18 protein-coding genes, 2 tRNA genes and 1 pseudogene are annotated in these 24,518 nt (G+C 33.9%); 9 read left to right on the top strand and 12 right to left on the bottom strand.

The features are described 5' to 3' along the window. The first annotated feature begins 2 nt into the window (after positions 1-2). Together ruvC and AASI_RS03950 are read left to right on the top strand one after the other, a co-directional pair. Positions 3-551, top strand: coding sequence for a crossover junction endodeoxyribonuclease RuvC (gene ruvC / locus AASI_RS03955; RefSeq protein WP_012472918.1), 549 nt, complete (start codon positions 3-5; stop codon positions 549-551). Positions 552-650: 99 nt separating this feature from the next. Next, a complete protein-coding gene (locus AASI_RS03950; RefSeq protein ID WP_012472917.1) occupies positions 651-1,658 on the top strand; it encodes a M28 family peptidase in 1,008 nt (335 codons plus the stop codon). Between the two features lie 33 nt (positions 1,659-1,691). On the opposite strand, the gene mutS is transcribed toward AASI_RS03950, so the two are convergent. Further along, positions 1,692-4,259 (bottom strand): DNA mismatch repair protein MutS, encoded by a 2,568-nt coding sequence (gene mutS / locus AASI_RS03945; protein WP_238541586.1) that lies wholly within the window; start codon positions 4,257-4,259, stop codon positions 1,692-1,694. A gap of 342 nt (positions 4,260-4,601) precedes the next feature. On the opposite strand from mutS, the gene AASI_RS03940 reads away from it, so the two are divergent. Then, complete coding sequence (locus AASI_RS03940; RefSeq protein WP_012472915.1) at positions 4,602-5,135, top strand: RNA methyltransferase; 534 nt, start codon at positions 4,602-4,604, stop codon at positions 5,133-5,135. A gap of 122 nt (positions 5,136-5,257) precedes the next feature. Here the strand turns inward: AASI_RS03940 and AASI_RS03935 are convergent. Continuing rightward, a tRNA-Arg gene (locus AASI_RS03935) sits at positions 5,258-5,331 on the bottom strand. Between the two features lie 132 nt (positions 5,332-5,463). On the opposite strand from AASI_RS03935, the gene AASI_RS03930 reads away from it, so the two are divergent. Next, positions 5,464-6,264 (top strand): hypothetical protein, encoded by an 801-nt coding sequence (locus AASI_RS03930; protein WP_012472914.1) that lies wholly within the window; start codon positions 5,464-5,466, stop codon positions 6,262-6,264. A gap of 813 nt (positions 6,265-7,077) precedes the next feature. Here the strand turns inward: AASI_RS03930 and AASI_RS07650 are convergent. The 7 genes from AASI_RS07650 to AASI_RS03895 all read right to left on the bottom strand — a co-directional run bounded on the left by AASI_RS07650 (position 7,078) and on the right by AASI_RS03895 (position 15,197). Next, positions 7,078-9,630 carry an SEL1-like repeat protein gene (locus AASI_RS07650; protein WP_012472913.1) on the bottom strand — a complete coding sequence of 851 codons (2,553 nt, stop codon included), beginning with the start codon at positions 9,628-9,630 and terminating at the stop codon, positions 7,078-7,080. A 41-nt stretch (positions 9,631-9,671) separates the two neighbouring features. After that, the gene (locus AASI_RS03920; RefSeq protein WP_148204946.1) at positions 9,672-10,820 is read right to left on the bottom strand and encodes a hypothetical protein; all 1,149 of its coding nucleotides are present in this window, start codon (positions 10,818-10,820) and stop codon (positions 9,672-9,674) included. Between the two features lie 1,265 nt (positions 10,821-12,085). Further along, entirely contained in the window at positions 12,086-12,688 is a 603-nt protein-coding gene (locus tag AASI_RS03915) for a hypothetical protein (protein WP_148204945.1), read from the bottom strand. Positions 12,689-12,781: 93 nt separating this feature from the next. Next, positions 12,782-13,054, bottom strand: a complete 273-nt coding sequence (locus AASI_RS03910) for a hypothetical protein (protein ID WP_044282799.1) — start codon at positions 13,052-13,054, stop codon at positions 12,782-12,784. Beyond that, a complete protein-coding gene (locus AASI_RS03905; RefSeq protein WP_148204944.1) occupies positions 13,048-13,269 on the bottom strand; it encodes a hypothetical protein in 222 nt (73 codons plus the stop codon). The genes AASI_RS03910 and AASI_RS03905 overlap by 7 nt, the downstream gene beginning before the upstream one ends. Before the next feature lie 162 nt (positions 13,270-13,431). Further along, a complete protein-coding gene (locus AASI_RS03900) occupies positions 13,432-14,292 on the bottom strand; it encodes a DMT family transporter (RefSeq protein WP_012472910.1) in 861 nt (286 codons plus the stop codon). Positions 14,293-14,501: 209 nt separating this feature from the next. After that, a complete protein-coding gene (locus AASI_RS03895; RefSeq protein WP_012472909.1) occupies positions 14,502-15,197 on the bottom strand; it encodes an ABC transporter ATP-binding protein in 696 nt (231 codons plus the stop codon). Positions 15,198-15,365: 168 nt separating this feature from the next. On the opposite strand from AASI_RS03895, the gene AASI_RS03890 reads away from it, so the two are divergent. After that, positions 15,366-15,439, top strand: a tRNA-Arg gene (locus tag AASI_RS03890). Positions 15,440-15,639: 200 nt separating this feature from the next. Here the strand turns inward: AASI_RS03890 and AASI_RS03885 are convergent. Further along, positions 15,640-15,888 carry a type B 50S ribosomal protein L31 gene (locus tag AASI_RS03885; RefSeq protein ID WP_012472908.1) on the bottom strand — a complete coding sequence of 83 codons (249 nt, stop codon included), beginning with the start codon at positions 15,886-15,888 and terminating at the stop codon, positions 15,640-15,642. 331 nt (positions 15,889-16,219) lie between these two features. On the opposite strand from AASI_RS03885, the gene AASI_RS03880 reads away from it, so the two are divergent. The 4 genes from AASI_RS03880 (at position 16,220) to lpxB (ending at position 20,619) form a co-directional block, all read left to right on the top strand. Continuing rightward, positions 16,220-16,690: a hypothetical protein gene (locus AASI_RS03880; protein ID WP_012472907.1), complete on the top strand. Its 471-nt coding sequence runs from the start codon at positions 16,220-16,222 to the stop codon at positions 16,688-16,690. 10 nt (positions 16,691-16,700) lie between these two features. After that, on the top strand, positions 16,701-17,015 hold the full coding sequence (locus AASI_RS03875) for an NADH-quinone oxidoreductase subunit NuoK (RefSeq protein WP_044282798.1): 315 nt from the start codon (positions 16,701-16,703) through the stop codon (positions 17,013-17,015). 85 nt (positions 17,016-17,100) lie between these two features. Continuing rightward, positions 17,101-18,819 carry a M3 family oligoendopeptidase gene (locus tag AASI_RS03870; protein WP_012472905.1) on the top strand — a complete coding sequence of 573 codons (1,719 nt, stop codon included), beginning with the start codon at positions 17,101-17,103 and terminating at the stop codon, positions 18,817-18,819. Positions 18,820-19,506: 687 nt separating this feature from the next. Next, positions 19,507-20,619 carry a lipid-A-disaccharide synthase gene (gene lpxB, locus AASI_RS03865; RefSeq protein ID WP_012472903.1) on the top strand — a complete coding sequence of 371 codons (1,113 nt, stop codon included), beginning with the start codon at positions 19,507-19,509 and terminating at the stop codon, positions 20,617-20,619. 1,208 nt (positions 20,620-21,827) lie between these two features. Here lpxB and AASI_RS03860 read toward each other — a convergent pair. Both AASI_RS03860 and AASI_RS03855 read right to left on the bottom strand, forming a co-directional pair. After that, the gene (locus AASI_RS03860) at positions 21,828-23,288 is read right to left on the bottom strand and encodes a potassium/proton antiporter (RefSeq protein WP_044282797.1); all 1,461 of its coding nucleotides are present in this window, start codon (positions 23,286-23,288) and stop codon (positions 21,828-21,830) included. Positions 23,289-23,547: 259 nt separating this feature from the next. Beyond that, positions 23,548-24,369: pseudogene (locus AASI_RS03855) on the bottom strand (IS982 family transposase). Positions 24,370-24,518: the final 149 nt, after the last annotated feature.

Raw genomic sequence — 24,518 nt, 5'->3', positions numbered from 1 at the left:
TTTTGTTACAAGAACGTATTATTATCGGTATAGACCCAGGCACACAGGTAATGGGGTATGGAGTTATAAAAGTCCTACAACACCAGCAATTTAGTATTTTACAATATGGCATCTTAGATCTCCAACAATGCCCTTCGCATGCGCTTAAACTTCAGAAGATTTTTAAATATACATTAGAAATACTGGATGAGTTTACCCCAGACGAAGCAGCTTTAGAAGCACCTTTTTATGGTAAGAATGTGCAATCTATGCTTAAGCTTGGTAGAGCACAAGGCGTAGCCATGGCAGCAGCGCTCATGCGAGAAGTACCCATTACAGAATATGCACCACGTAAAATCAAACAAGCTATAACCGGTAATGGCAATGCTTCTAAAGAGCAAGTAGCTTATATGCTTATGTCTATGCTACCATCTAAGTCTATGCCTGAAAAATTAGACGCTACTGATGCCTTGGCCGTAGCCGTATGCCATGCTTATCAACAGCAAGGTTGTAACACACGTACAACAAGCTGGAAACATTTTTTGCAAAATAACCCTAATCTATTAGCTTAAACGCGTATGTTAAAAGCTAATGGTTAACCAATATATATAGCATAAGAATTAACCAATACAGGTAATTGATATAGAACTTTAATCAACTACATATCCACTATGCAAATATTATATATAGTAGGTTATTTGCTTTTGTACCTTATAACTATAAAAGATACTTACATCTATTTAGGAAATACGTCTACTACTGAGAAGTATATAAATAAACCATCTTTACACTTTAATACTGACTCTGCTCATTATTTTATACAGCAACAAGTGAATTTAGGGCCTAGGGTGCCTAATACAACAGCTCATAAGACATGTAAAGCCTACCTCAAGCAACAACTAAAAGAATATGCAGATAAAGTATACGTACAAAAGTTTCAAGCTACTGCCTTTAATGGGGTAAAACTTGAGCTTTATAATATCATTGCCAGCTTTAATGAAGCTTGCACACATAGGATTTTACTAGCAGCCCATTGGGATACACGTCCTTTTGCTGATAAGGATACTAATTCTAAACAAAAGCCTATTTTAGGTGCCAATGATGGAGCTAGTGGCGTAGGCATATTATTAGAGCTAGCACGTAACATCAAGCAAGTATCTCTTAAAAATGTAGGTATAGATATTATTCTTTTTGATGGAGAGGATTATGGTCCACCTCAAGGATATCAGAAACAACTTACCAACCGAGCTATATTTTGGTGTTTAGGATCCCAATTTTGGTCACAACACCCACACAAAGACAATTATACAGCACACTATGGTATCTTGCTAGATATGGTGGGAAGTAAGAAAGCTACTTTTTACAAAGAAGCTTGGTCTGTCTATTATGCCAATAAGTATACAAACAGTATATGGAATACAGCACAAGCGTTAGGACATGGATACTATTTTATAAATCAAGCTAGTCAAAACTATATTTTAGATGATCATTATTTTGTTAATAAGTATGCCCATATTCCTATGGTTAATATTATTGATCACCATCCTACTTCTAAAGGTTGCTTCCCATCATATCACCACACCCATGCTGATCATTTAAACCTGATTGATAAAGGAACTTTACAAGCCGTAGGAGAAACTGTACTAAAAGTTATCTATGCAGCAGACTTAGCATACTAGTCTACCTTTAGCATATGTATTCTATACAAAGTTTTACTTTAAGCTCTCCTGAAGCTCTTTTAATTTTAGCAAAGCTTCTATAGGTGCAAGCGTATCTATATCTAATTGCTTAAGTAAGGACTTTGCTTTTTCTATATCAGGATCTGCTTCAAAAAGTGCGAGCTGATAAGTTTTTGCAGGTATAGTTTTAATTTTAGCTTTATTTTCAATATGTTTTTTATCATGTTCTAAATGCCCTAAAATTTCACTGGCTCTTTCTACTACTTGAGTTGGCATTCCTGCTAGCTGAGCTACATGAATCCCAAAGCTATGTTCACTCCCACCCTCCCTAAGTTTACGTAAAAATATAATTTTACCTGCTACTTCCTTAACCGCCACATTAAAGTTCTTAACACGCTCTAACTGATCTGATAATTGATTAAGCTCATGATAATGCGTAGCAAATAAAGTTTTTGCTTTGTATTTAGGATGGTTATGTAAATATTCAATAATAGACCAGGCAATTGATATGCCATCATAAGTGCTAGTCCCACGTCCAATTTCATCCATGACAATCAGACTACGGTCACTTAAATTATGCATAATGCTGGCAGTTTCCGTCATCTCTACCATAAAAGTAGACTCTCCTAGCGCTAAATTGTCTGAGGCTCCTACCCGAGTAAATATTTTGTCTACCAAGCCAATCTCTGCCTGACTAGCTGGTACAAAAGAGCCTATCTGTGCCATCAGTACAATGAGTGCCACTTGCCTTAATAATGCAGATTTACCAGCCATATTAGGACCTGTAATAACAATAACCTGCTGTGTTTCATTATCTAGGTAAATATCGTTAGGCACATAGCTTACATCAACAGACAATTGTTGTTCGATAACAGGATGTCTACCATTTTTTATAATTATTTTTTTATGATTGGCAAGAATAGGTTTGGTGTACTGATGCTTTCTAGCCTCTTGTGCAAATGTAAGATAACAATCTATTTGAGCTAAAATTTTTGCATTCTGTAAAATTTGTGGAACGAATTCTAAAGCGCTATCTAGTAATTGCTGATATAACCTTTGTTCTATTTCCAGCATCTTACTTTCTGCTTGTAAAATCTTTTCTTCATATGTCTTTAGCTCCTCTGTAACATAGCGCTCTGCATTTACCAGTGTCTGTTTACGTATCCACGAAGCTGGAACTTTAGACTTATGTACATTAGTAACTTCTAAGTAATAGCCAAACACCTTATTATAAGCAATCTTTAAGGAATTGATGCCTGTATTTTTAATTTCTTTTTGTTGTAGCTGGAGTAAATAATCTTTTCCTTGGTAAGCAATTTTTCTTAACTCATCCAACTCACTATCAATACCTTCTCGGATCAGATCTCCTTGAGTAAGAGACAACGGAGGATTATCCTGTAATGTTCCTCTAATTTTATCAGCCAAGTATTCACAGTTGTGGAGCTGCTGGCTCAACTTTATAAGCAAATCATGTTCGCTCGTTTGTAAGTAGTTTTGTATAGGAAGCGTATGTTGCAATGCTTTCTGTAAGGCTAATAGATCTCGTGGAGTAGCTCTACCAACAGAAACTTTAGATATAAGCCTTTCCAAATCACTAATCTGTTTAAGCTCTTGTAAAATACTTCCCCATAAATTAGTATCCTGGTAAAACAGATCAACAATATCTAGCCTTCTCTGTATGGCCTGTATATCTTTTAAGGGCAACACCAGCCATTTTTTCATTAAGCGAGCGCCCATGGGAGTCACTGTTTTATCAAGCACTTCAATCAACGACACGCCCCCTTCTTGTTGTGGCTGTAGTATTTCTAAATTTCTAATGGTAAATTTATCTAGCCATACATACTTGTCTTCTTCAATACGGGCAATTGAAGTAATATGCTTTTTTTCTTTGTGTTCTGTCTCTTCTAGGTATCGGAGGATAGCCCCACTAGCTATAACCCCTAGTGGCAGGTTGTCTATTCCAAATCCCTTAATGGAAGCAGTACCAAAATGTTCGTTGAGTTTTTCTTGTGCATAATCAGGCTGATATACCCAATCTTCGAGCGCATAGCTAGGGTAATTTTCTTTAGAAAATGCCTGAAAAGTGGCTCTTTGCTTTTTGCTTATAATTACTTCTGCAGGTTGGAAGCCCTGCATCAATTTATCTATATAAGTAGCCTTTCCTTGTGCCGTAAGAAATTCACCGGTAGAGACATCTAGAAAGGCAATACCTACTAACTCTTTCTCAAAGTATAAAGATGCTAGATAGTTATTGTGCCTGCGTTCTAAGACAGCATCATGAAAAGAAAGACCTGGGGTTACTAGTTCAGTAACACCTCTCTTTACAATACCTTTAACTGCTTTAGGATCTTCTAGTTGGTCACAAATAGCAACTCGATGCCCTGCTTTAACTAACTTAGGCAAATAAGTATCGAGCGCATGGTGTGGAAAACCAGCTAATTCTACAGCCGCTGCTGCACCATTAGCACGTTTAGTTAAAACAATATCTAGCAACTTGCTGGTTTTTACAGCATCTTCTCCAAAAGTTTCGTAAAAGTCGCCTACCCTAAAAAGCAATAATGAACCAGGATATTTTGCCTTAATTTCATTGTATTGCTTCATTAATGGAGTGGTAGCCTGATTCATAAATTATTATTAAAAATTATCTTGTTGATATTTAAGAGATAGAATATTTATTAGCCTAAATAGCAAGCAACTATAACTATAGTTTCTTAATTTAGTTTACAATGTAATATATTGTTGAGTTACAGTAATCAATTATCTAAGCTTATTAGTCTCTATACTATAACTATTTAACATCTATCTTGTTATGCTATACCCTGCTAATAAACGCAAGTATAAGTAATAATACTTATGTTTTTAAGATAGAATTCTTAGCCTAAAATATACCTTAACAAATTTTACTAAGACATAGTAAGTTATATACAAATTTATAATAACGTTATGAAAAAACTTAGTACCCAAGAACTCGGTAGGCTTTCCACAAAAGAGTTTAAGAATGCTCTTAAGATACCGTTGATATTAGTGTTAGATAATTTAAGAAGTATGCATAATATAGGAGCAGCTTTTCGTATAGCAGATGCATTCTTATTAGAGAAAATATATTTATGTGGCATCACAGCTCAACCACCTCACAGAGAAATTCATAAAACAGCACTAGGTGCAGAAGAAACGGTAATATGGGAGTATGTGCCTGATACCTATACTCTATTGCAATCCTTAAAGACTAAGGGATATTTAATAGTTGCTTTAGAACAGACGGACGAAAGTATACCTTTACAGAGTTATCAAATCAACTCCAATAACAAGTGTGCTTTGGTATTTGGAAATGAGGTCTTTGGCATTCAAGAAGAGGCCTTAGCCGCTTGTGACCTTGCTTTAGAAATTCCTCAGCATGGTACCAAGCATTCTTTAAATGTTTCGGTGAGCATGGGAATTGCAATATGGGAATTAACAAAAGACAAATTTGGAGGTTAATTCAGCATAATATATAGCAAGCAGAATTTTATAAAGGCAAGTTTTGTATAATTATATGTAAGAATGTAAACAGTTTTTATTATCTACATACCACCCCACCGTTTTGGAGTGCAAATTTATCGTGAACCTGGAGGGATTCGAACCCCCAACCGTTACATCCGTAGTGTAGTGCTCTATCCAGTTGAGCTACAGGTCCTCACATAATCATTATACAATCGTTCACAAATTTAATTAATAAAATGGCATAAAGTAACTTTTGTTTGGACTAGATTGCAAAAATTTTTAGATTTGCCCTTACACATTTATAATTTAGAAAAATAAAATAGGTATGAAAAAAACACTTATAAGAAATTTAACTTGTGCCTGGTTATTCCTTTTATTACCAGCATATACCTGGGCACAAGCAACAAACCAAGACCCTCAAAATAAAGATAGTAATGGCTATGATTATGGAATTAAAGATGAAGATGAATTTCAACCAGAAATACCTCTTAGATATACAAGTTTAGTACTTGATTTCGGAATTGCTAATTTTATCCGAGTGCCTGAGCATATGGATTTAACTTTTTGGGGCTCTAGGACACTAGATGGAAGCTTATATTACAATATTCCTATTGGCAAATCACATTTCATGGTTAGTTGTGGATTAGGAATAGCCAATACAGACTATACTTTCAAATCTACTTATACGATGACTAGAACTAATGATACTGATCGAAAAACTAAAATGGAAGCTATCACAAAAGTTATAGACATCAAAAGCTCCAAAGATATCAAAAACTCTATGTTTTCTATCTACAATGCAAAACTGGCACTTGAATTTAGGTTCAATAGCAACAAAGAAGAGCCTCAAGAAGGGTTTTTTATAGCTATTGGTGGTGACATTGGCTTCCAATTTTCCCCTTCAACTAAAATTAGTTACGAAGAAGACAAAGAAAACAAGGTCCATATCATTAAAGAAAGGTTTAATTTTAATAAAGTACATTATGGTGCACTAGCTCGCATAGGCTGGCACCGATTTGGGCTTTTCTATCATCAAACCCTTTCACCAGTCTTTAATCCAAATAAAGGTCCTGAAGTAGAACGCATATTACCATTTAGCGTAGGTATTAGTTTTAACCTTTTGTAGATTAAAAGCTTTTATCTTCCCAGCTATTCAATAGGCTATTTAATTGAATAGCCTATTGAATAGCTGGGAAGACTTTACTGTATAATCGATTAAATACGTACGTACTCATAAGAAAGCACTTAGTTGCTAAGAATAAAATACGAAGCAATTATAATATCAACCATATATTAACCATCAACAATGCTTTTTATAGCTAGTTGCTAAATAAGATATGCGTTTCTGGCTCATTTTAAAGGTGATAGCCCCTTGAACGCGTACATAAATACAAAAGCATTTTTTATCGATATATACTTCCTACCCTCTCACCCAAGAACAACATTAGATGTTTAGTCCCTTGCACATAATAGCTAAAGAAAAAGTAATCCCTTTAACAGCTAAATATTCCCATAAATGCCTACTCCTAGAACACTATCTTCTTGTATTTTACCTATATCTTATTTGCCTGCTTTTCCAGCTATATCCAAAGGCGTATGCGTATAAAAATTTTCAATCACCTTCTGTATACAGAATACCGACAGATTTTATAATAATATGTCCTTACTTTAAAATGGATGGATTATACTAATGGTCAGTTTTAATACAAACTAGTATATGCTGACCTCTTATCTACCCTTATATTTCTGATAATATTGTTGAAATTTTTCAAATAATGTAGATTCAGTTCGTATACCATATGAAATAAGTTGGTTGATATGAACCATTAAGGTTTCCCTTACTCTTATATAATAAGGCAATGGAAATTTTCATTTATATTATTTACTTGCTTAGCAAGCTAGCTAACTCTCTAATTTTACCATAAGCATCTATATTTCACTATTCAGCAGCCTTCTCATACCATACGATTGCCTTTCCATAATCCTGCTCCCCTCCTTGTCCATAATAATACATCTCCCCTAGTTCATATTGTGCCTCCACATGACCTTGTTTAGCAGCTTTTTTATACCATTTAAAGGCCTCTTTAAAATCCTGAGGTATTACTCTAAATCCTGTTGAATACATAATTCCTAAGCTATATTGTGCATCCGCATTGTGTTGCTCAGCTGCTTGCAAATAATAGTATTCAACCTTTTGATACTCTTTTCTTAAAAGAGCATGCGATACAATAAAATTATGTGGTTTTTTGAAATTACAAAAGTAACTTTTATAATACTTTTTATCCCATTTAAGCGCTTTTTCTTTATTCTCTATAACGTTATCACCTTGATAATATCTTCGGGACATCTCAAGCTTTTCTGAACTTCCCCCATGCTTAGCGGCTTTTTTATACCATTTTTCTGCGTTGTTAAGGTCTTTGGGAATTTGATAACCATACCCATACATATCTCCTAGAATTTTTGATGAGTTTGCATCACCTTGCTCAGCTGCTCTTTTATACCATTTGAGTGCACGCGTATAATGCTGTTCTACTCCATATGCATGCTCATACATATAGCCTACCTCTCTTTGTGCATTTACATCTCCTTGCTTAGCTGCGTTTTTTAACCATTTAAGTGACTCCGCATAATCCTTATTTCCTCCTAAACCTGATCTGTACATCTTCCCTAACTCTCTTTGTGCCTCCGCATGCCCCTGTCTTGCTGCTTTTGTATACCATTCTCTCGCCTCTTCAAAGTCCTGCAATACTGATCCTTCAAATCCTCGTGAATACATAATTCCTAAACTATATTGTGCCTCTGCATCTTCTTGTGCTGCTTTTTGTAGATAATACCTTTTAGCTACTAAATAGTGTTTCTTTAAAAGAGCACGTTCTATATTCTTTTGATTTCTTTCTTCTACATGCTTTTTTGCACACTTAGTAGAAGCTCCTATATCTGCAAAGTACTTTTTTATGCTATTGCGTGTCAATATCTGTAATACCCTCTGCATCTTGTCTCGGACCATTTCTGGGTAATTTTTGGTTGGATCTAATCGGATATATATATGATCCTTTATTTCTTTTATTTCATAATCTTTCAAGATATTTTTTAAGACCCTTGAGATTATATCTTTCTCTTTTGCTTGCTCTAATAAGACTCTCTTTTTATCTAATTTATAAAGGTACCAATCAACATTTCTAATAAATTTTCTTAAATGCAAAATATGAACTTCGGATGCTAATTTACTCTCTTTATAATTTCCCCCATTACTAAGCTTAAATTCTTTCTCAATTGTTAAATTAGATTTACTATAAGTTTCATTTAAGCATTCCATAGTTTGCCAATATGGCCTTTGTCTTATCTTGAAGTTGAGATAGTCTGATAAAAGTGTAATTAAGGTTGCTGGAGTGCCTAGTATTTTATATGCATTTATACCTATAAGAAAGCCTATATTAGATCCTAAGATAGACCCTATACTAGTTGCTACATTATCTACTAAAAAAGCTCCAACACCAGCTCCAAAAATATTTTTGAATACAGAGCTCAGTGTAGAGGCTGTTATAGAACCTCCCATAGAACTTCCTACTTTCGCTCCTATATTCCCTATAGGTAACCCCTTTTTACCTGTACCTGCTGAGGTACTTAGGTCAATCTTAGGCCAACTATCGATTCGTATACATTTCTTTGGTTTACCAGTACAAGGATCAAATAGAGACAGCATGATAGGCAAACTATGGCCTGAAAGAGCTAACAATGCTTTACTCATAGCCTCTATATTTCTTCCTAATATTGGTAAGCTAACTGCCCTATCTATCCACTTCTTTTTACTATCGGGCCACACTAATTCAGGAATCACTTTATATACTTCTCCAGGATGGTAGTTACAAACATTTACTATATTGGGAGCTGAGAGATAGGTAACTATGGGTAAATCGCCTATAGAAAATTCAGTTGACGGATTTCTGACATTTGGTATAAAATTATCGAGCTTATCAGCTGCCCCTGGGCTATCGAATACAACTGCTTTAACTTGTCTGTAATCACAATCGAGATAACAATATGCTACTGCTAGCTCTGCTAAATATCCACCTAAAGAATGACCTGTAATAGATAAATTTAAACCTATATCTTTTACGTAAGATACCGCGCTAGAGATCGCTTTAAATGTGTGTAATTGCTGCCCTGTAAGAATAGTATCACCCAATACTGACTCTAGACCTTCTCGTAAATCCGAATGTCTTCTTGTAAGAGTATTAAGCCATCCGGTAGGGCTTTCAAGGCCAGTAGTGCCTTGGAAAGCCAATACCGCTTGGTGAGTAGTTTGATTAATATATAAAGCACTATAGTACCCTGTATTTGCACTATCATCTATAACCTGCATAACCACCCAACTATTAGGAATACTAGGAGGTAAGTCAATATTCCCTAGCTGGTTGCTTAATACCTGTAGATCTACTTTATCTCCTTCTCTTGGATTAGTATATACATGGTTAGCGAGCAGCCCATGCACATAGTCACTTGGATGATAACTATAGTTACATATGTTTCTTACTAATTTTTTTCAATTTCTCTTCTAATTTGATAGCAACCTCTTGGTATTGCTCCCCAATGTATATACCCCACAACAGAATTTTTGTCAATAGCTTGCTTAAGTTCTACAAATTGGCAATCATTTAAATTTTTTCGCCTTAAATCAATAATGCTTACTTTGGGATTATTGGCCTGTAAATCTTTAATTATTTGAGTATATGTGAAATGCTGTAATGGATGAGCAACTGTTTGTACTTTATGCTCGGGAGCTTGTTGGTAAACTGGGGAAATTACAACAGATATAGATCCCTCTTCCTCTTCTAATTTATCACCATCCCGTTTCTCTTTACCCTTTGTTTGTTTTTTATGCTCGAGAGCTTGTTGGTAAGCTGGGGAAATTACAACGGATATAAATCCCTCTTCCTTTTCTAATTCTGATTCGTCACCATTCCATTTCTCTTTACCCTTTTCCTGCTTACGGGAAATTGTTGAACCTACACTAACAATACCTGTATGTTTTTGCGTTACAGTTGAAGTAGGAGCTATCATAGCTTGTGTATCTGTTTTTATGACGTTCTTCTTTTCTATATGAAGCATGCTGCTAGTATTTGGCAATAGAACTCCTTTTGCCTCTTCCTCATTTATCTGTTCTTCTATTTCCTCATCTTCAAAATCTTCCTCTTCTGGATTTCCTCGATGTTTAACAATAATGTTACCTCCCCCCGCTAGCACTGCTCCTTTGTATATAACTATTTTAGCTGGCGTTCCTGCATGTGCTGGTTGAAGATGAATACGTCTTTGTTGTGCTTGCCCGCCTAATCGAGGCAGATCCGATAACTCTGTTCCTTGCTCAATATATACACCTAATCCATCATAGCTTTTGCTAAATCCTTGAGGTATGTTCATTGCTACATCAGCCCGCAATTCACCTGCTTCGTGATAAAAATTAACAGTATGCCCCCCTTGTGCTGTCAACATTTGACCTATCAAAGGTTGAATGTCTGCTCGAGGAAGGATTGCTTGTGTACTAGTTTGTATAGATGCTATTTGCTCTTCTTGAGTCGAAATAAGTGGATGGTTGCCGAATCCACCTCCACAACTCTGTAAGCATAGGCTTACAAGTAAAACATAGGCTATGTATTGCTGCATTGAGGAGCAAGTTCTTTTCATAGTTATAAAATTTTATGAGGGGTGCATTATAACTTATACTTGCCTGCTTTGCAAATTTAAATACTATTATTGGGGTAAATTCTATACCTTAAGTACCACAAAATACAGTTGTCCTTACAAATGGGTTAAAAAACTTACAAATAAGAAATGACTATGGTAAATATTCGATGATCGTAGGGTATAAAATTTTTAATAAAAGAAACTGTTTATGTTTACTTAATTTAAAACACTAACGTTAAACATTAGACCTACTGCGAAACAACTGTTATAAAAAAGCAAAGGTGCATTTTGCATAATTGAGAAAATACAAGAAATGAAAATATGCATTTAAAGCATGTGAAACGCAGGTTAAATTTTTACAAATAGTGAATTTAACTCTCAAAAATTAAACTTTTATATAGATTCTCTGTTTCGCAGTAGGTCTATTATTTGTAAAACTTGTGGTAAAAGCCGAGCGCTGTTTTTATGGGAAAATGGCCACTTAGTAAAAATGGGGAAAATATTTTACAAAAGACTCTAGTTTTTTGTAAATGCCCCTAGCATAACAATTATGTCCAAACAGCCTCTTTAAATAAGTCCCTTTAAGTATCTTCGTCTATAGGTTACTTTTAGTAACCATACTGAAATATATTACTGATGTGCAAGAAAAAAGGAGAAAACAATCTTACCAATCCTCATGCATAAGCCGAACAGCACCTCCATGAGGAATCATGGCCACCATTTTAGGGATAAAATTAAAGATAATTTTAAAAAAGTTCTTAATTACGCTAAACCAACTTTTGCCCTCGCTATATGCTTGATACTCCTCTTGATACTGCTGGATACTGCCTTGTAAGTGAATTTCTATTTGAGTGATCAGATCTTTTTCATCAATAGACCTCTTGCATAACCCTATTTACAGTTATATAGAATAGGTTTTTATGCAAAGATTTTTGAGGTTATGCAAGAAGTCTAATACAGAACACACTAATAAAATTATACAGCTTTATGCATTATCAATAATTTACTACTAGTTACTTGCTTCAAAATAATCAAGCTATACTAGCTTCCTATTCAGTAAGTTATGTTAGGGTTGTGGCAGGCTACCTATATAAAAACAGGGCTCAATTTTAATCCTATTTAAAAGTATGTATATAAAGGCTTAAAAAGAGATCTAATAGACCAATAAAATTACCTTAAATATAAAAGGCACCTTATTATTATGCTTAATTGGCAACTCTTCAGTTTACAACTATATATAAATTTTAACATATTCAACTAGTTGTTTAGTCATTATAACGTAAAATACAGCCAACTTGTAAAATTAAGCCATTCTGCGCTACTACCCCTTCTACAAATCCTTTAGTTTTATAAAGAAGCTTTGTATACAGAGCAAAGTAAGAACTTACCATAAACTTACCTCCTACTCCTATTAATCCTCCCCAATAATTTTTATCTTCTATTATATCAAGCGAAGTTAATTGGAGCTTTGGCTGACACCATAGGCTAGCTTCTAGATCTAACGTACAATAATCTTGATAGGTCCAAAGCTCATCTGTTTTAACCCCTATGCCTCCATACATATGGGTATAAAATGGTGAGCTTCCTCTATACAAGCTGAACAAGGCAGTTTTATTTTGGTATCCGATATAGTTTTCTAGATAGTAAGCTATACCAAAAGGGGTTAATCCTGGCCTTATCAATGGCATATAAGCTACCTCATTCCATATTACATGCGGTATAGTTAAAGAAGAATTGTCTTGTAAAAGGTAAATGCATAGTGACCATAGTGGGTTAAATAACAAACTGAATGTAGCATTTTCGAGATCATTGAGCTCTATTCGTTGCTGTGACTGGTGTTTATCATTTATATCTTTGAGATAGTTCATAATATCATTACCTTTGCTATTACGAACCTTTTCTAAAGAAGCCGTAGAATCAACATAAATCCATAAATCTAAAAAGGAGTCCAAAAACAAAAGTTAGGTACGAAAATCTAAAGTACGATACTTAAAATGTTTTAACATTATTTCTTTAGCTAGCACCTTATTAGCTTCTATACCACCTATATTTATCAATACTATTTTATCAATTTCATTTTTTGAATACCGAATAGTAAAGCTAGTTGCACCATCTCCACCAAAAGAAAATTTATAACCATCTACAGATCCGCCTAAACTTCTTACCCTAAATCCATGTCCAAATATCTCATGATTAACTGTAGATAACCGTGACCCAATATAAAAGTTTACCAAATAGCTAATAATACGCGTAACAATTCTTTGGCATTTTTTTCAGGAATCAGATAATCTTCCAGTTCATTTAATAAAGTCCTGGTAGACATTAATATAGACGAACCAATATAAGGAGATCCATAACGATCAAAAATAAATACTTTTTCTATTAGTTTCTTCTGATACACTTCACCGGATGCAGCATGCGCATGACCAGAAAAATATAATACAATCAAGAATAAGATATAGTTATTTTTTAACATTATAGTTAATGATGTGCTACGACAAAAATACACCTAGCCCAAGATTACTAAGGTGGCATATTAAGTGTAAGAAAAATGTTCTTGGATTAAAAACTGAAGCGTTACATATAATATATATACAAAATACTAGTCAAGCTAGGCTCCCACCCTCTTACTATACCCATAAAATAAGTTTAAGATAACACCTAAGACTACTAAACACATGCCTACATAAGATATCCAATGGATTCTTTCTCCAAGCAACAGATCTATAATCAAAGCATAGGGTATACCTAAATAAGAGATAGCAGATACATGTGCTACTGGAGCATTTTGAAAGGCTTTTATGGCTAAGTACTGGGCTATGAAAGTCAAGGTTCCCATAGCTAGCAACAATAGAAAATCGTATATAGTTAGTGGTACAAAAGCATATAAGCATATGCATCCTGTTATCAGTACTGTACAAAAGGTTGAATAACTGAAGATAACTAGCGGATGCTCACCACTTTTCATTTTGGCATTAAAATTATTAGAGATTCCCATTAAAAGAGCACTTATAAGGCCTAGTAAAACTAGATAGGCAGATTGATTAGTAATACTAAAGTCAGTCATATAAGTCAGCCCTACACCAATAAACGTAAGTATGAAAAAGAACCACCTACGCAAGCTTATCCACTCTTTAAGCATAAAAATACCTAGAATAGCTGTAAATATGGGAGATGTATTTTGTAAGACATTCGCAGCAGATAATGGTAAGCGTACTAAGGTAATAAAGAATAAAGTAACTCCTAACCCAGCACTTAAACCACGTAACAATAAAATCCTACGATGGTTTCCCCATAAACACATTTTTTGGTAACCAATCATAAAACAGCTAATAGTAAGCGCTACTAGAGAATCTAAGAAGATAATTTCTGCAGGAGGAATATGTACTAACAGCTTAACAATTAATCCTATTAATGCAAAGCATATAGTAGAAAGCAACATATACTGAACTCCTTTAGAAATACGTTTCATAGTTTACATTTTTAATAACTCCTCATTTAAATATATATATTGAGATAGCAACAGTAACGGAATAGTCTATTCTTTTACAATTACCTATAAAAGATCTACTATTATCTAGCCTGTTTGTATAAATTTTTAGGTAATCATATTAATACTGAGCATCCTTGCAGAATTACATTTTAATTTAATAGTAGCCAACATAGGTTTGCAATACAAAGTTATAAGTTGCTAAATATATCCCTAGGCACAAGGCTACCATCTTGTATATAAAGTTTTCTATCTGCCATATCAGCTAGGAGCTGATTATGCGTAGCTAATACAAAAGTTTGTTCTAGCTTTTGCCGTAATTCAAAAAACAATTCATGTAGCGCTAATGCATTTCTTGAGTCTAAGCTTCCACTTGGCTCATCTGCAAAAACGATACGAGGATTATTAATAAGAGCACGAGCTACAGCCACTCTTTGCTGCTCTCCTCCAGATAAGGTAGTAGGCTTATGTTGCATACGTGCTTCTAATCCTAACAACACAAGTAACTCTTTAGCTCGTTCCCGTACTGAACGTTCATCAAACTTACCAATATATCCAGGCAAGCATACATTTTCTAAAGCAGTAAACTCCGATAAAAGGTTATGAGATTGAAAGATGAAACCGATATGCTGATTTCTAAATGCTGCTAACTTATTGCCCCGAAGAGATATAAGATCATCCTGTCCTAAGTATAATGTGCCAGAATCTGGCTTATCTAAGGTAGCCAGTATATGTAGCAATGTACTTTTCCCAGCTCCAGAAGCCCCCATAATGGCTACTATCTCTCCTTGTGCTACTTGTAGGTCAATACCTTTTAAGATTTGAAGTTTACCATAGCTTTTAGTAATTGACGTAGCTGTTAGTAAACTAGTAAATACTACACTCATATTAGATATCAATTGGTTAACATAGCAATACTATATAATATTGTGCGTTCCATTGCTTATAAATTTTCAAAATAGTAAAATTTAAGCCATGATTTTAATTAAATTTAATTATTTTCGTTGGTAGGAATTTGAATTTATTTCTATCATTTACCTATTAAAATTTCCCAAGCGCTCGTAGTTCAGCTGGATAGAACGTCGGATTTCGGCTCCGAAGGTTGAGGGTTCGAGTCCTTCCGAGCGCACACTATATTTCCGACTTACTTTTACAACCCACAAATTATTAAATAAGTCATATAAAATAATAAGACTGGCAGCTATACCTCCGCTTGTTAAATGCTAAGGTAAGTTGCCAGTCTTATTTAGAATATTAAATAAATTTTTGCTATCCCAGCCTAAGTTTTTGATTACTTACTTATTCTATATAATAGCTTAAAAGCCGCTATTAGCTACGCTTTTTATATTTTTGCTGGAATTTTTCTACTCTACCAGCTGTGTCTACAAATATTTTTTTGCCAGTATAGAAAGGGTGTGAAGCAGAGCTAAGTTCTACCTTAATAAGGGGATATTCTTGCCCATCTTCCCACTTGATAGTTTCTCTAGAATTAAGTGTAGAACGTGTTAAAAATTTAAAATTACTAGAAGTATCTAGAAAAACAACTTCTCTATATGTAGGGTGTATGCCTTTTTTCATGATATTAAATATAAGTTATCAGCTATTTGCTAGCAAAGTTATAAAAATAAATGCAGGTACAAATAAAAATAGAGTCAGGTTGTGCTATATTTTTTCAATAAATCTATAATATGCCTTTAATTTTTGGAGTTAAATATACTAATAGTTCCTTTAGAAGTAAAAAATATTGCCTTTATTAAACGCTATGGCAAAGACAAGAGTTTCTAATCTAAAATTATTGTTCATTCAGCAAGGTTATTTCCACCATATCACTATTTTGCAAAAGTTGAATAATATAAGTTAGTTTGGGCAAGTTTAGAAGTCTAATTAAAAATTACCAATCTAATATTCTATGAAAGAACCACAGTCTTTAATATCTATACTTATTACAGTAGGGTACTTTTTATTTAGAATTGTTGTTGCTATGCTGCGGGACAGAACTGAATCAATTACCAAATCAGATATGGGAGATGTAGAGGATTTAGAGGAAGAAGCTAACTGGGAAACACCCTCTACTTGGAACCAAAATGAATGGGCAGTTAAAGAAGTTGGAAGCATTCCTCAATATGCGAAGGACATAGTAATGCCAGTGGCAAAAGATATTGTTACTTCTACAGTTCGACAGGCGACTACAAAGTCGGATGTTAATCCTGTATATCCAGGAATAAAAAGGCTGCTTTTACCTACTCAGGAAAAAGACCCTTACAAACTTTATAAAAAGACATTGCCCAAGCATACTAATAGGTTAAATTATTTACTAAGAAACTACAATAGCACTCAAAGAGCAATTATTATGGCTGAATTATTAGGACGTAAAATCTAGCTTTAAACTTATGTATATACCAATTCTTCTATCTGTAAACGTGCTATTATTTATGGTTGGATTAATCATAGTACTTACCAAAAAATCTATGATTTTTGTCATCATAGGTATTGAGCTTATAGTACAAGCGGCCATATCAAACTTTATACTATTTAATAGCCAATATCCAACTCACGTACAAGGTCAGGTGTTAGTTGTCTTTTGCACAGCCATATCAATTTGTGAAATAATATTAATGATAGCTATATCACTACGGCTGTATCAAAATTATAAAACTATAGACTTAACTAAGATAGAGTTATTGCTTACTAAAAAAGAAAATTAGCCTGCATCAGTTTATTTGTTTACAAAGCATTTATAACTTAATTACTTTACATTATGTCAAACTCTTATCATAAGTTTATTTAGCTATGACAAGTAATCCATTACCCACAAAAAGGAGCTTTTTACCTATTGATTTTAAGATAACCGATTGGGACTCTATAAAAGGATTTTATAAACTGCTCCTCAACAGAGAAATCGATTCTTTGGAAGACCTACGCACATGGCTTTCACATCGCAGTGAATTAGAAGGTGTTATAGCAGAGGATGCTGGTTGGCGTTATATACATATGACTTGTGATACAGGCAATGAAGAATATAGAAAAAAGTATGAAGAATATATAACAGCTATTTTACCTAAGCTGATGCCGTTATCACACCAACTGGATGAAAAAGTAGTACAATGTTCTTACAGTACAATACTTGGTAAGGAAACAGGCTATAATTTATTAGTACGCTGTCTAGGAACCCACATTCAGCTCTATAAGGATGAAAATATACCCTTGTTCACAAGCATACAACTCCAAGCACAAGAATATGGAAAAACAGTTAGTGAAATGACTATTGCAAGAGATGGACAAGAACTTACCATACAGCAAGCAGCAACTTACCTAGAGTCTTCAGACAGAAAACTACGAGAGGAAGTATATAATCAAATAAATACACGTAGATTACAGGATAAAGATCAACTAGACACATTATATAGTAGTTTAGTAAAAGAAAGGAATACTGTAGCAACTAATGCTGGTTTTAACAGCTTTACAGAGTACTCTTTTGTATCACTTAAGCGATTTGATTATACTCCTGAAGATTGCTTTGCTTTTCATGAAAGTATACAACAAGTTGTAGTACCATTTGTAAATCAAATAGCAGAAAATCAGAAAAAATCACTCAAGGTAGATAAGCTTCGTCCTTGGGATCATCATGCTGACCCTCATGGTATGCCACCATTAAGGGCTTTTCAAAATACAGAAGAGCTATTACAAAAAACAATAAAAGTTTTAGACAAACTACACCCTTTTATAGGGGATTGTTTACGAACCATGCAACGTATGGGCCGTTTTGACTTAGATTCAAGAAAAGGCAAAGCACCCGGAGGGTATAATTATCCACTGGTAGAATCTGGCGTTCCTTTTATTTTTATGAATGCTGCCACTGACTTCCAAAATGTAATTACCCTATTACATGAGGCGGGGCACGCCATACACTCCTTTTTGATGCACGAGCTATCACTCAATGATTTTAAACAAATTACTTCTGAAATGGCTGAGCTAGCATCTATGTCTATGGAATTACTTACCATTAATTATTGGGATATTTTTTTAGATAATCCTACAGACGTAAAAAGGGCCAAACGCGAACATTTAGAAGGCATCATTAAAAGATTAGCATGGATAGCTACCATAGATAAATTTCAGCATTGGGTATATGCAAACCCAAACCATACGGCTATAGATCGGAAAGAGGCTTGGAATAATATTTTTGATACATTTACTGATAATGTTACTTGCTGGGATAACTATGAAGAGGCTAAGGATTTCCTATGGCAAAAACAATTACATCTATTCGAAGTACCTTTTTACTATATAGAATATGGAATTGCGCAACTAGGAGCTATTGGAGTATGGAAAAATTATAAAAATAACCCAGCTGAAGCTTTGCAAAACTATTTAGATGCCTTACGACTTGGCTATACTCAACCATTACCTTATATGTATAAAATGGCAGGTACTCAATTTGATTTAAGTAAGGCTCACATACAATCTTTAGTAAGCTTTTTAAAACAAGAATGGGAACAAGCATTATAAATCAAAATCAAACCAATTAGCATGCTGTTGTTTCAAATGCAAGCATAAAACATATAGTAGATAGGGTAGCAGTTATAACCACTACCCTATCTATTTTTCTTGGTAAACGAGATTTAAATATCTCAATACTTCTATCAACCAACTATAAATACATATTAAAATCTTAAGTAAAATGGAAGTTATGGCAACTAACAGTATTACCTACTTAACAAAGAGGCTTATAAAACAATTAGAAGTCGCTATGATATTTTTAAAGTAACTAGGGTGTGTCAACAATTAAAATATAAGCCAAATTAGGTATAGAAGGAGATTTTAATCTTATGCCTAATACTTAAGAGCATTAAAATTCTTACGAAAAACGTGCAAGATTTTATTAAGATAGATAATATCATATCAACTCGTTCGAGCTTTTACACAAAATCCGAGAAGTATGCTGACTATATTTTTGGAACTAAGGATATTGAAGCTCTTGAATTTAAAGTACTTAACGATGAAGTATCAGTCGATTTACCTTTATATATAAAATTTCAGTACTAAATTTATCTTTTTAAGATTCCACATTCTATACTACGAGTACTGTAATAAAGTCCTCAATTACTCAGTAAAAGTAACTTTGAAGTTTACAGTAAATTATTCATCTTTTGTCTGCCCATTTATAAATTGGCTGTTTATTAAGTCTAACAACATATGCGTTATTATATTATAGCTGGTGAAAAGTCAGGAGATATATATGGTAGTAGGCTTACAAAAGCTTTACAACAGCTAGATAGCCAAGCCATTCTTAGAGGATATGGAGGTAATCATATGCAACAAGCAGGAGTTGATATAGTAGTGCATTATAGAGAACTAGCTGTAATGGGAGTTGTTTTTTTACATAGCTTCATAAAGCTATATAAGTACTTTAAAAATTGCAAAAAAGACATAGAGCATTTCCAACCAGATGCCATTATTCTTATTGATTATGCTGGTTTCAACTTACGGATAGCCAAATTTGCCAAAGAAAAACAGATTAAAGTTTTTTATTACATCTCTCCTAAATTATGGGCTTGGAATACTAAAAGGGTCCATAAGATTAAGGCTTATGTAGACCAAATGTTTACTATCTTCCCTTTTGAAAAGGATTTTTACAAACAACATAACTACCATACAGTAGAATATGTAGGAAATCCGCTAATAGAAGAGGCAAAATATTACAATAAAAACTGTAATTTTTTAAAGGATAATAAATTGGATAAACGACCCATTATAGCCTTATTACCTGGCAGCCGTCTTCAAGAAATTACAAAATTGCTTCCTGTAATGTTGGCTTTAGTTACAGCCTTACCAGAATATCAATTTGTAGTAGCAGGAATAAGCGAGCTGCCTGCTGAGTTATATATGCCTGCTAAACAGTTACAGAACATTACTATTATATATGATCAGATACAGGATATTTTATCTCATGCCAGTGTTGCCGTTACTACTTCTGGCACTGCTACTTTAGAAACAGCTCATTTTAATGTACCTCAAGTAGTGGTTTACAAAACAGATCCATTAACCTATAACCTTGCTAAATGGCTTGTAAAGCTACGATATATCTCATTGGTTAATATTTTAGCAAAGGAAGAAGTAGTCAGAGAACTTATCCAAGAAAAACTTACACCTACTAGTTTGTTAAATGCTGTGAAAGAGGTGATTACTAACAGTGATTTTAAACAGAAACAACTAGCTAGCTACGAATCTATTAGGAATCTATTAGGGGAAAATGATACATCTATTAATATGGCAAAACTAATTCTTAAGCACCTATCTAAAATTTGAAGCAAGCACCCGCAGCTCTATTTATCTTTTAAATTATTTAGAAACATATATTTTGTTTACCAAGCGAAGATAAATCAATACTTTATAGTTGGTATATGTGTGTTAATATAGTCGCTAATTAAGTAACTTTTCTTACTAATAACAATTTTATTTTAGGAGAATCTTGGACACCTGCGTAACTTCACAGATAACAATTTACCGGAAAGCTATTATAAAGTAGTTAAATCCTATTCCATATAATATACATTTTGTTATGCCATCTGTTCTATCTTATAAAATAGAAATGGGAAAATCTATTATTTCCCCATTTCTATATGCTTACAGTAATGTTTGATTTGTTACCAGCTATCCAACCAAGGAAGCGATACAAGCGATATGTCAAAGCAATCGAAATCATGCATTACTGTAAGCTGAGTTTGTAATTTCCTTTCCATAATTTTTAACTTTTAAGAGTTAAACATACAAACAGCATCGATAAAAGTAGCATTTGATGCTTGAATTATATTATAGAAATAATTATTAATAAAAGCAATACATTTATAAGATATTTTGTTTAAATATTCTTTTATATCAATAAGAAAGACATGATAGACTTCCCCAAATAACATCCAACAAATTCTATAATACATAACATTTACCTTCTGTTTAGCAGGCAATTACATGCATAAACCAGTGTAAATGCTATACAAATGTCCTATTCTATTAGAGTCTTATTCATAATTTCAATATTTACTTTTCAACCATATTTTATCTGCTAGACGCTTGTTAGATATTTGCCAAAATCTATATACTTATACAATTTTGTTAATATTTTATACTTTTAAGTTAAAAATAGCAACCTAATTACATATATTTGCATATGCTTATACATAATCGCAACATAGATAGAGTTGCAATACAAAGTTAATCTCTAAATAGTAGATTGAAGTGGCATACTGGATTTAACCATTGTTATAGATAAAGAATAGACCACCGGTACTGAAGTAACTGTAATGGTAGCAAGCTTTTAAGATCTGATAAAACAAAAAAAGATAAGTGTACTCTTGCATATTTTACCCAATTAGGTATAACACGCGCCCTAGTTAAGTTATAGCAACAGAGTCTACCTTTTCTAGCATAATACTTCTCATTTGTTAATTAGTATACTGCTTAAAAAATAAGCCTAAAAATCTATAAGACTATCTTATATCAAGGAGCTTATTGTTATGTTAAGCTATGCCTAGGCAAGCTTCTACTTCATTGATATCATTCTTATCCTCTGCCATAACCATTAACTTATCTCCTATCTTAAGCTCTGTGTCACCTCTTGGAGTTAAATAACGCTTATCCCTATTTATCAATACAATCAATGCATTTTTAGGAAAATCTATTTCTACAATTTTTCTACCATCTATACTAGAACCAGCTGGAACAGTTAATTCTATAAGTTCACTCTTAACATCATCGGCCAAATGGATGGAGCGAGCCTGTTTATGAGGGGCTGTTTCTTCTAGCCCTAACCACTTCGCCAATGAGTATAAAGTAGTACCCTGCAGCAATACAGAAGTAAGTACAATAAAAAATACAATATGAAAAATTTTATCTGACTTGCCAACACACTCTAGCAAAGGATGAGTAGCAAATACAATAGGAACAGCACCCCTAAGCCCTACCCAAGAAATAAATACTTTTTGATTGAGGGTTACTTTAGTAAATGCTAATGAAATAAATACGCTAATAGGCCTTGCCAAGAATATCAAAGCAGCTGATATTAACAAACCGATACCTGCAATTGGTATTAGCTTATGGGGAGAAACCAAAAGTCCTAGGCTGATAAACATCACCACTTGCATCAGCCAAGATATACCATCATAAAAACGTATCAAGCTATTTTTATGGATGAAATTTTGGCTACCTAAAATAATTCCAGCTATATAAACTGCTAAAAAGCCATTACCATGTATAAAGTTAGTGGCAGAGTAAGCAAACAAGATCATGGCTAAAGTAATACCTGGATATAATGATTCATAAGCCAACTGAATTCTATTTACTACAAATACCATACCCTGCCCTACTATAACTCCTATTAAACCTCCTATACACATTTCCTGAAAAAATCGAGGTATAGCAGACCATATACTGATATCTTGGTTGCTGGTAAGCAGCTTGGTAAAAAATATCATTAAGAAATAGGCCATAGCATCATTACTACCAGATTCTAATTCTAGTGTGGGCCCTAAATTGTACTTTAAATGTAAATTTTTGGAGCGGAGAATAGAAAATACAGCAGCAGCATCTGTGGAAGAAACAATAGCACCCACCAGCATCCCTTCTATTAGAGTAAAATCTGTTACCCAATAAATAAAATACCCAATACCTAAAGCTGTAATTAGCACGCCTGCTGAAGATAGCAAGATACCATTCCATATAATAGGTCGTATATGCCCAAAATCAGTATCTAAGCCACCAGAAAATAGAATAAGTGTAAGGGTTATAGTACCTAACACTTTAGCTACATAGGGACTTTCAAATTGGATACCACCCAGACCATCAGCACCTGCCAACATCCCAATGGCTAAAAATATTAAAAGGGTAGGTATACCTAGCTTACTAGAAAGCTTACTAGCCAATATACTAACAAAAAGCAGAAAAGATCCTACAATTAAAATGCCTTCTACGGTAAAGTTCATGGGAAAATATTTAAATTTTTTAATTAAAAAAGCTAGCTAGGTATGTTTACAAAAGTCAGGCCGCAATTTAAGCTTTTTTGGTGAAAAAAACTTATGCGATTTATTGAATTTTAGCTGTAAAAACAATAAAAATGATAGTAAAGGGTTGGGTTAGGACTACCTTTTAATTAAAAGGTTATTTTGCTTAACGGGAATGTACAAAATATCACAATTCGCTACAATTAAGTTTAGCAGCTTATTAAGTAACTCAAGTTGCTAGTTAAAAGAAAGCTTTGTTGATTTGAAAAGCTAGCAAGAACAAGAGTATTTTGACCAGAAAGCCTTGGAAGGTAACAGCATGGATTTTCCTTAAGAAAAGGGCTTTAATACCACTAATGCTAGTTTCTATTACTTTTCACATTCGCTCTTTGAGATAAGCTAGAGAAGGAGTATCCTTTCGATGAGCATTAGCTTTACGCTGAGAATAAAGTTTAATCCTATCATCAACCAACATATCTTCTAGATGTTAGTTAGTATAAGCTGAGTCAGCATAGAGTGCACTACCAGCTGGCATAGAAAAAGGCAGTTGGTGCAATCCTTTTACATCTGCTTGGCTGCCAGCCACTATTGAGAATTCAACTGGAATACCATCATCAGTGGTGATAAGTTGTACTTTGATGCCATAAAAGTAACGACGCATAGAGGCTTTGTAACCTCTGTAAGCCTGGCCTTGTAATAGTTTACACCTACTAATACGTATGTTATCGCACACAGGCACGGGAAATGAATCCAATACAAAATCCTTACAAGTGGCTACTTGCTTGATAAGAGTGCCTATTTCTAAAAAGAGCGTAGTTATCTCTTCTCCTATAGCGTGCAAGCGGCGATTGTACCTACTTTTATCGAGCATGTTAGGGATAAGCCTAGTGGAATGCATAAATGAGCGAGCTTTGTCAAGATGTCCGCCAAAGTATAAGGCTGAAACGATAGCTGTTGTAAGCACTTCTGCATCCGACAACTTCCTTTTTTTATTCTCTTGATGATGTAAATACTTGAGTAAAGTATCAATAAATGTGTATATTGCTATTGATTTTTCAATCATAATGACCTCCGATTTATTAGTTTAAGACAAAAACAAGATCAAAGGTTTTTTATTTTTTTTACTTATTAATCACTAGCAACTTGGGTTATATATTTGGTATTGTTAATATCAGATAGGTAAAGAGATAAAAACTAAGCTAAATTGAAATG

The sequence above is a fragment of the Candidatus Amoebophilus asiaticus 5a2 genome (assembly GCF_000020565.1).
Classification (GTDB): domain Bacteria; phylum Bacteroidota; class Bacteroidia; order Cytophagales; family Amoebophilaceae; genus Amoebophilus; species Amoebophilus asiaticus.
The sequence above is the reverse complement of the archived record's forward strand: the minus strand, read 5'-3'. Positions and strand labels throughout refer to the sequence as shown.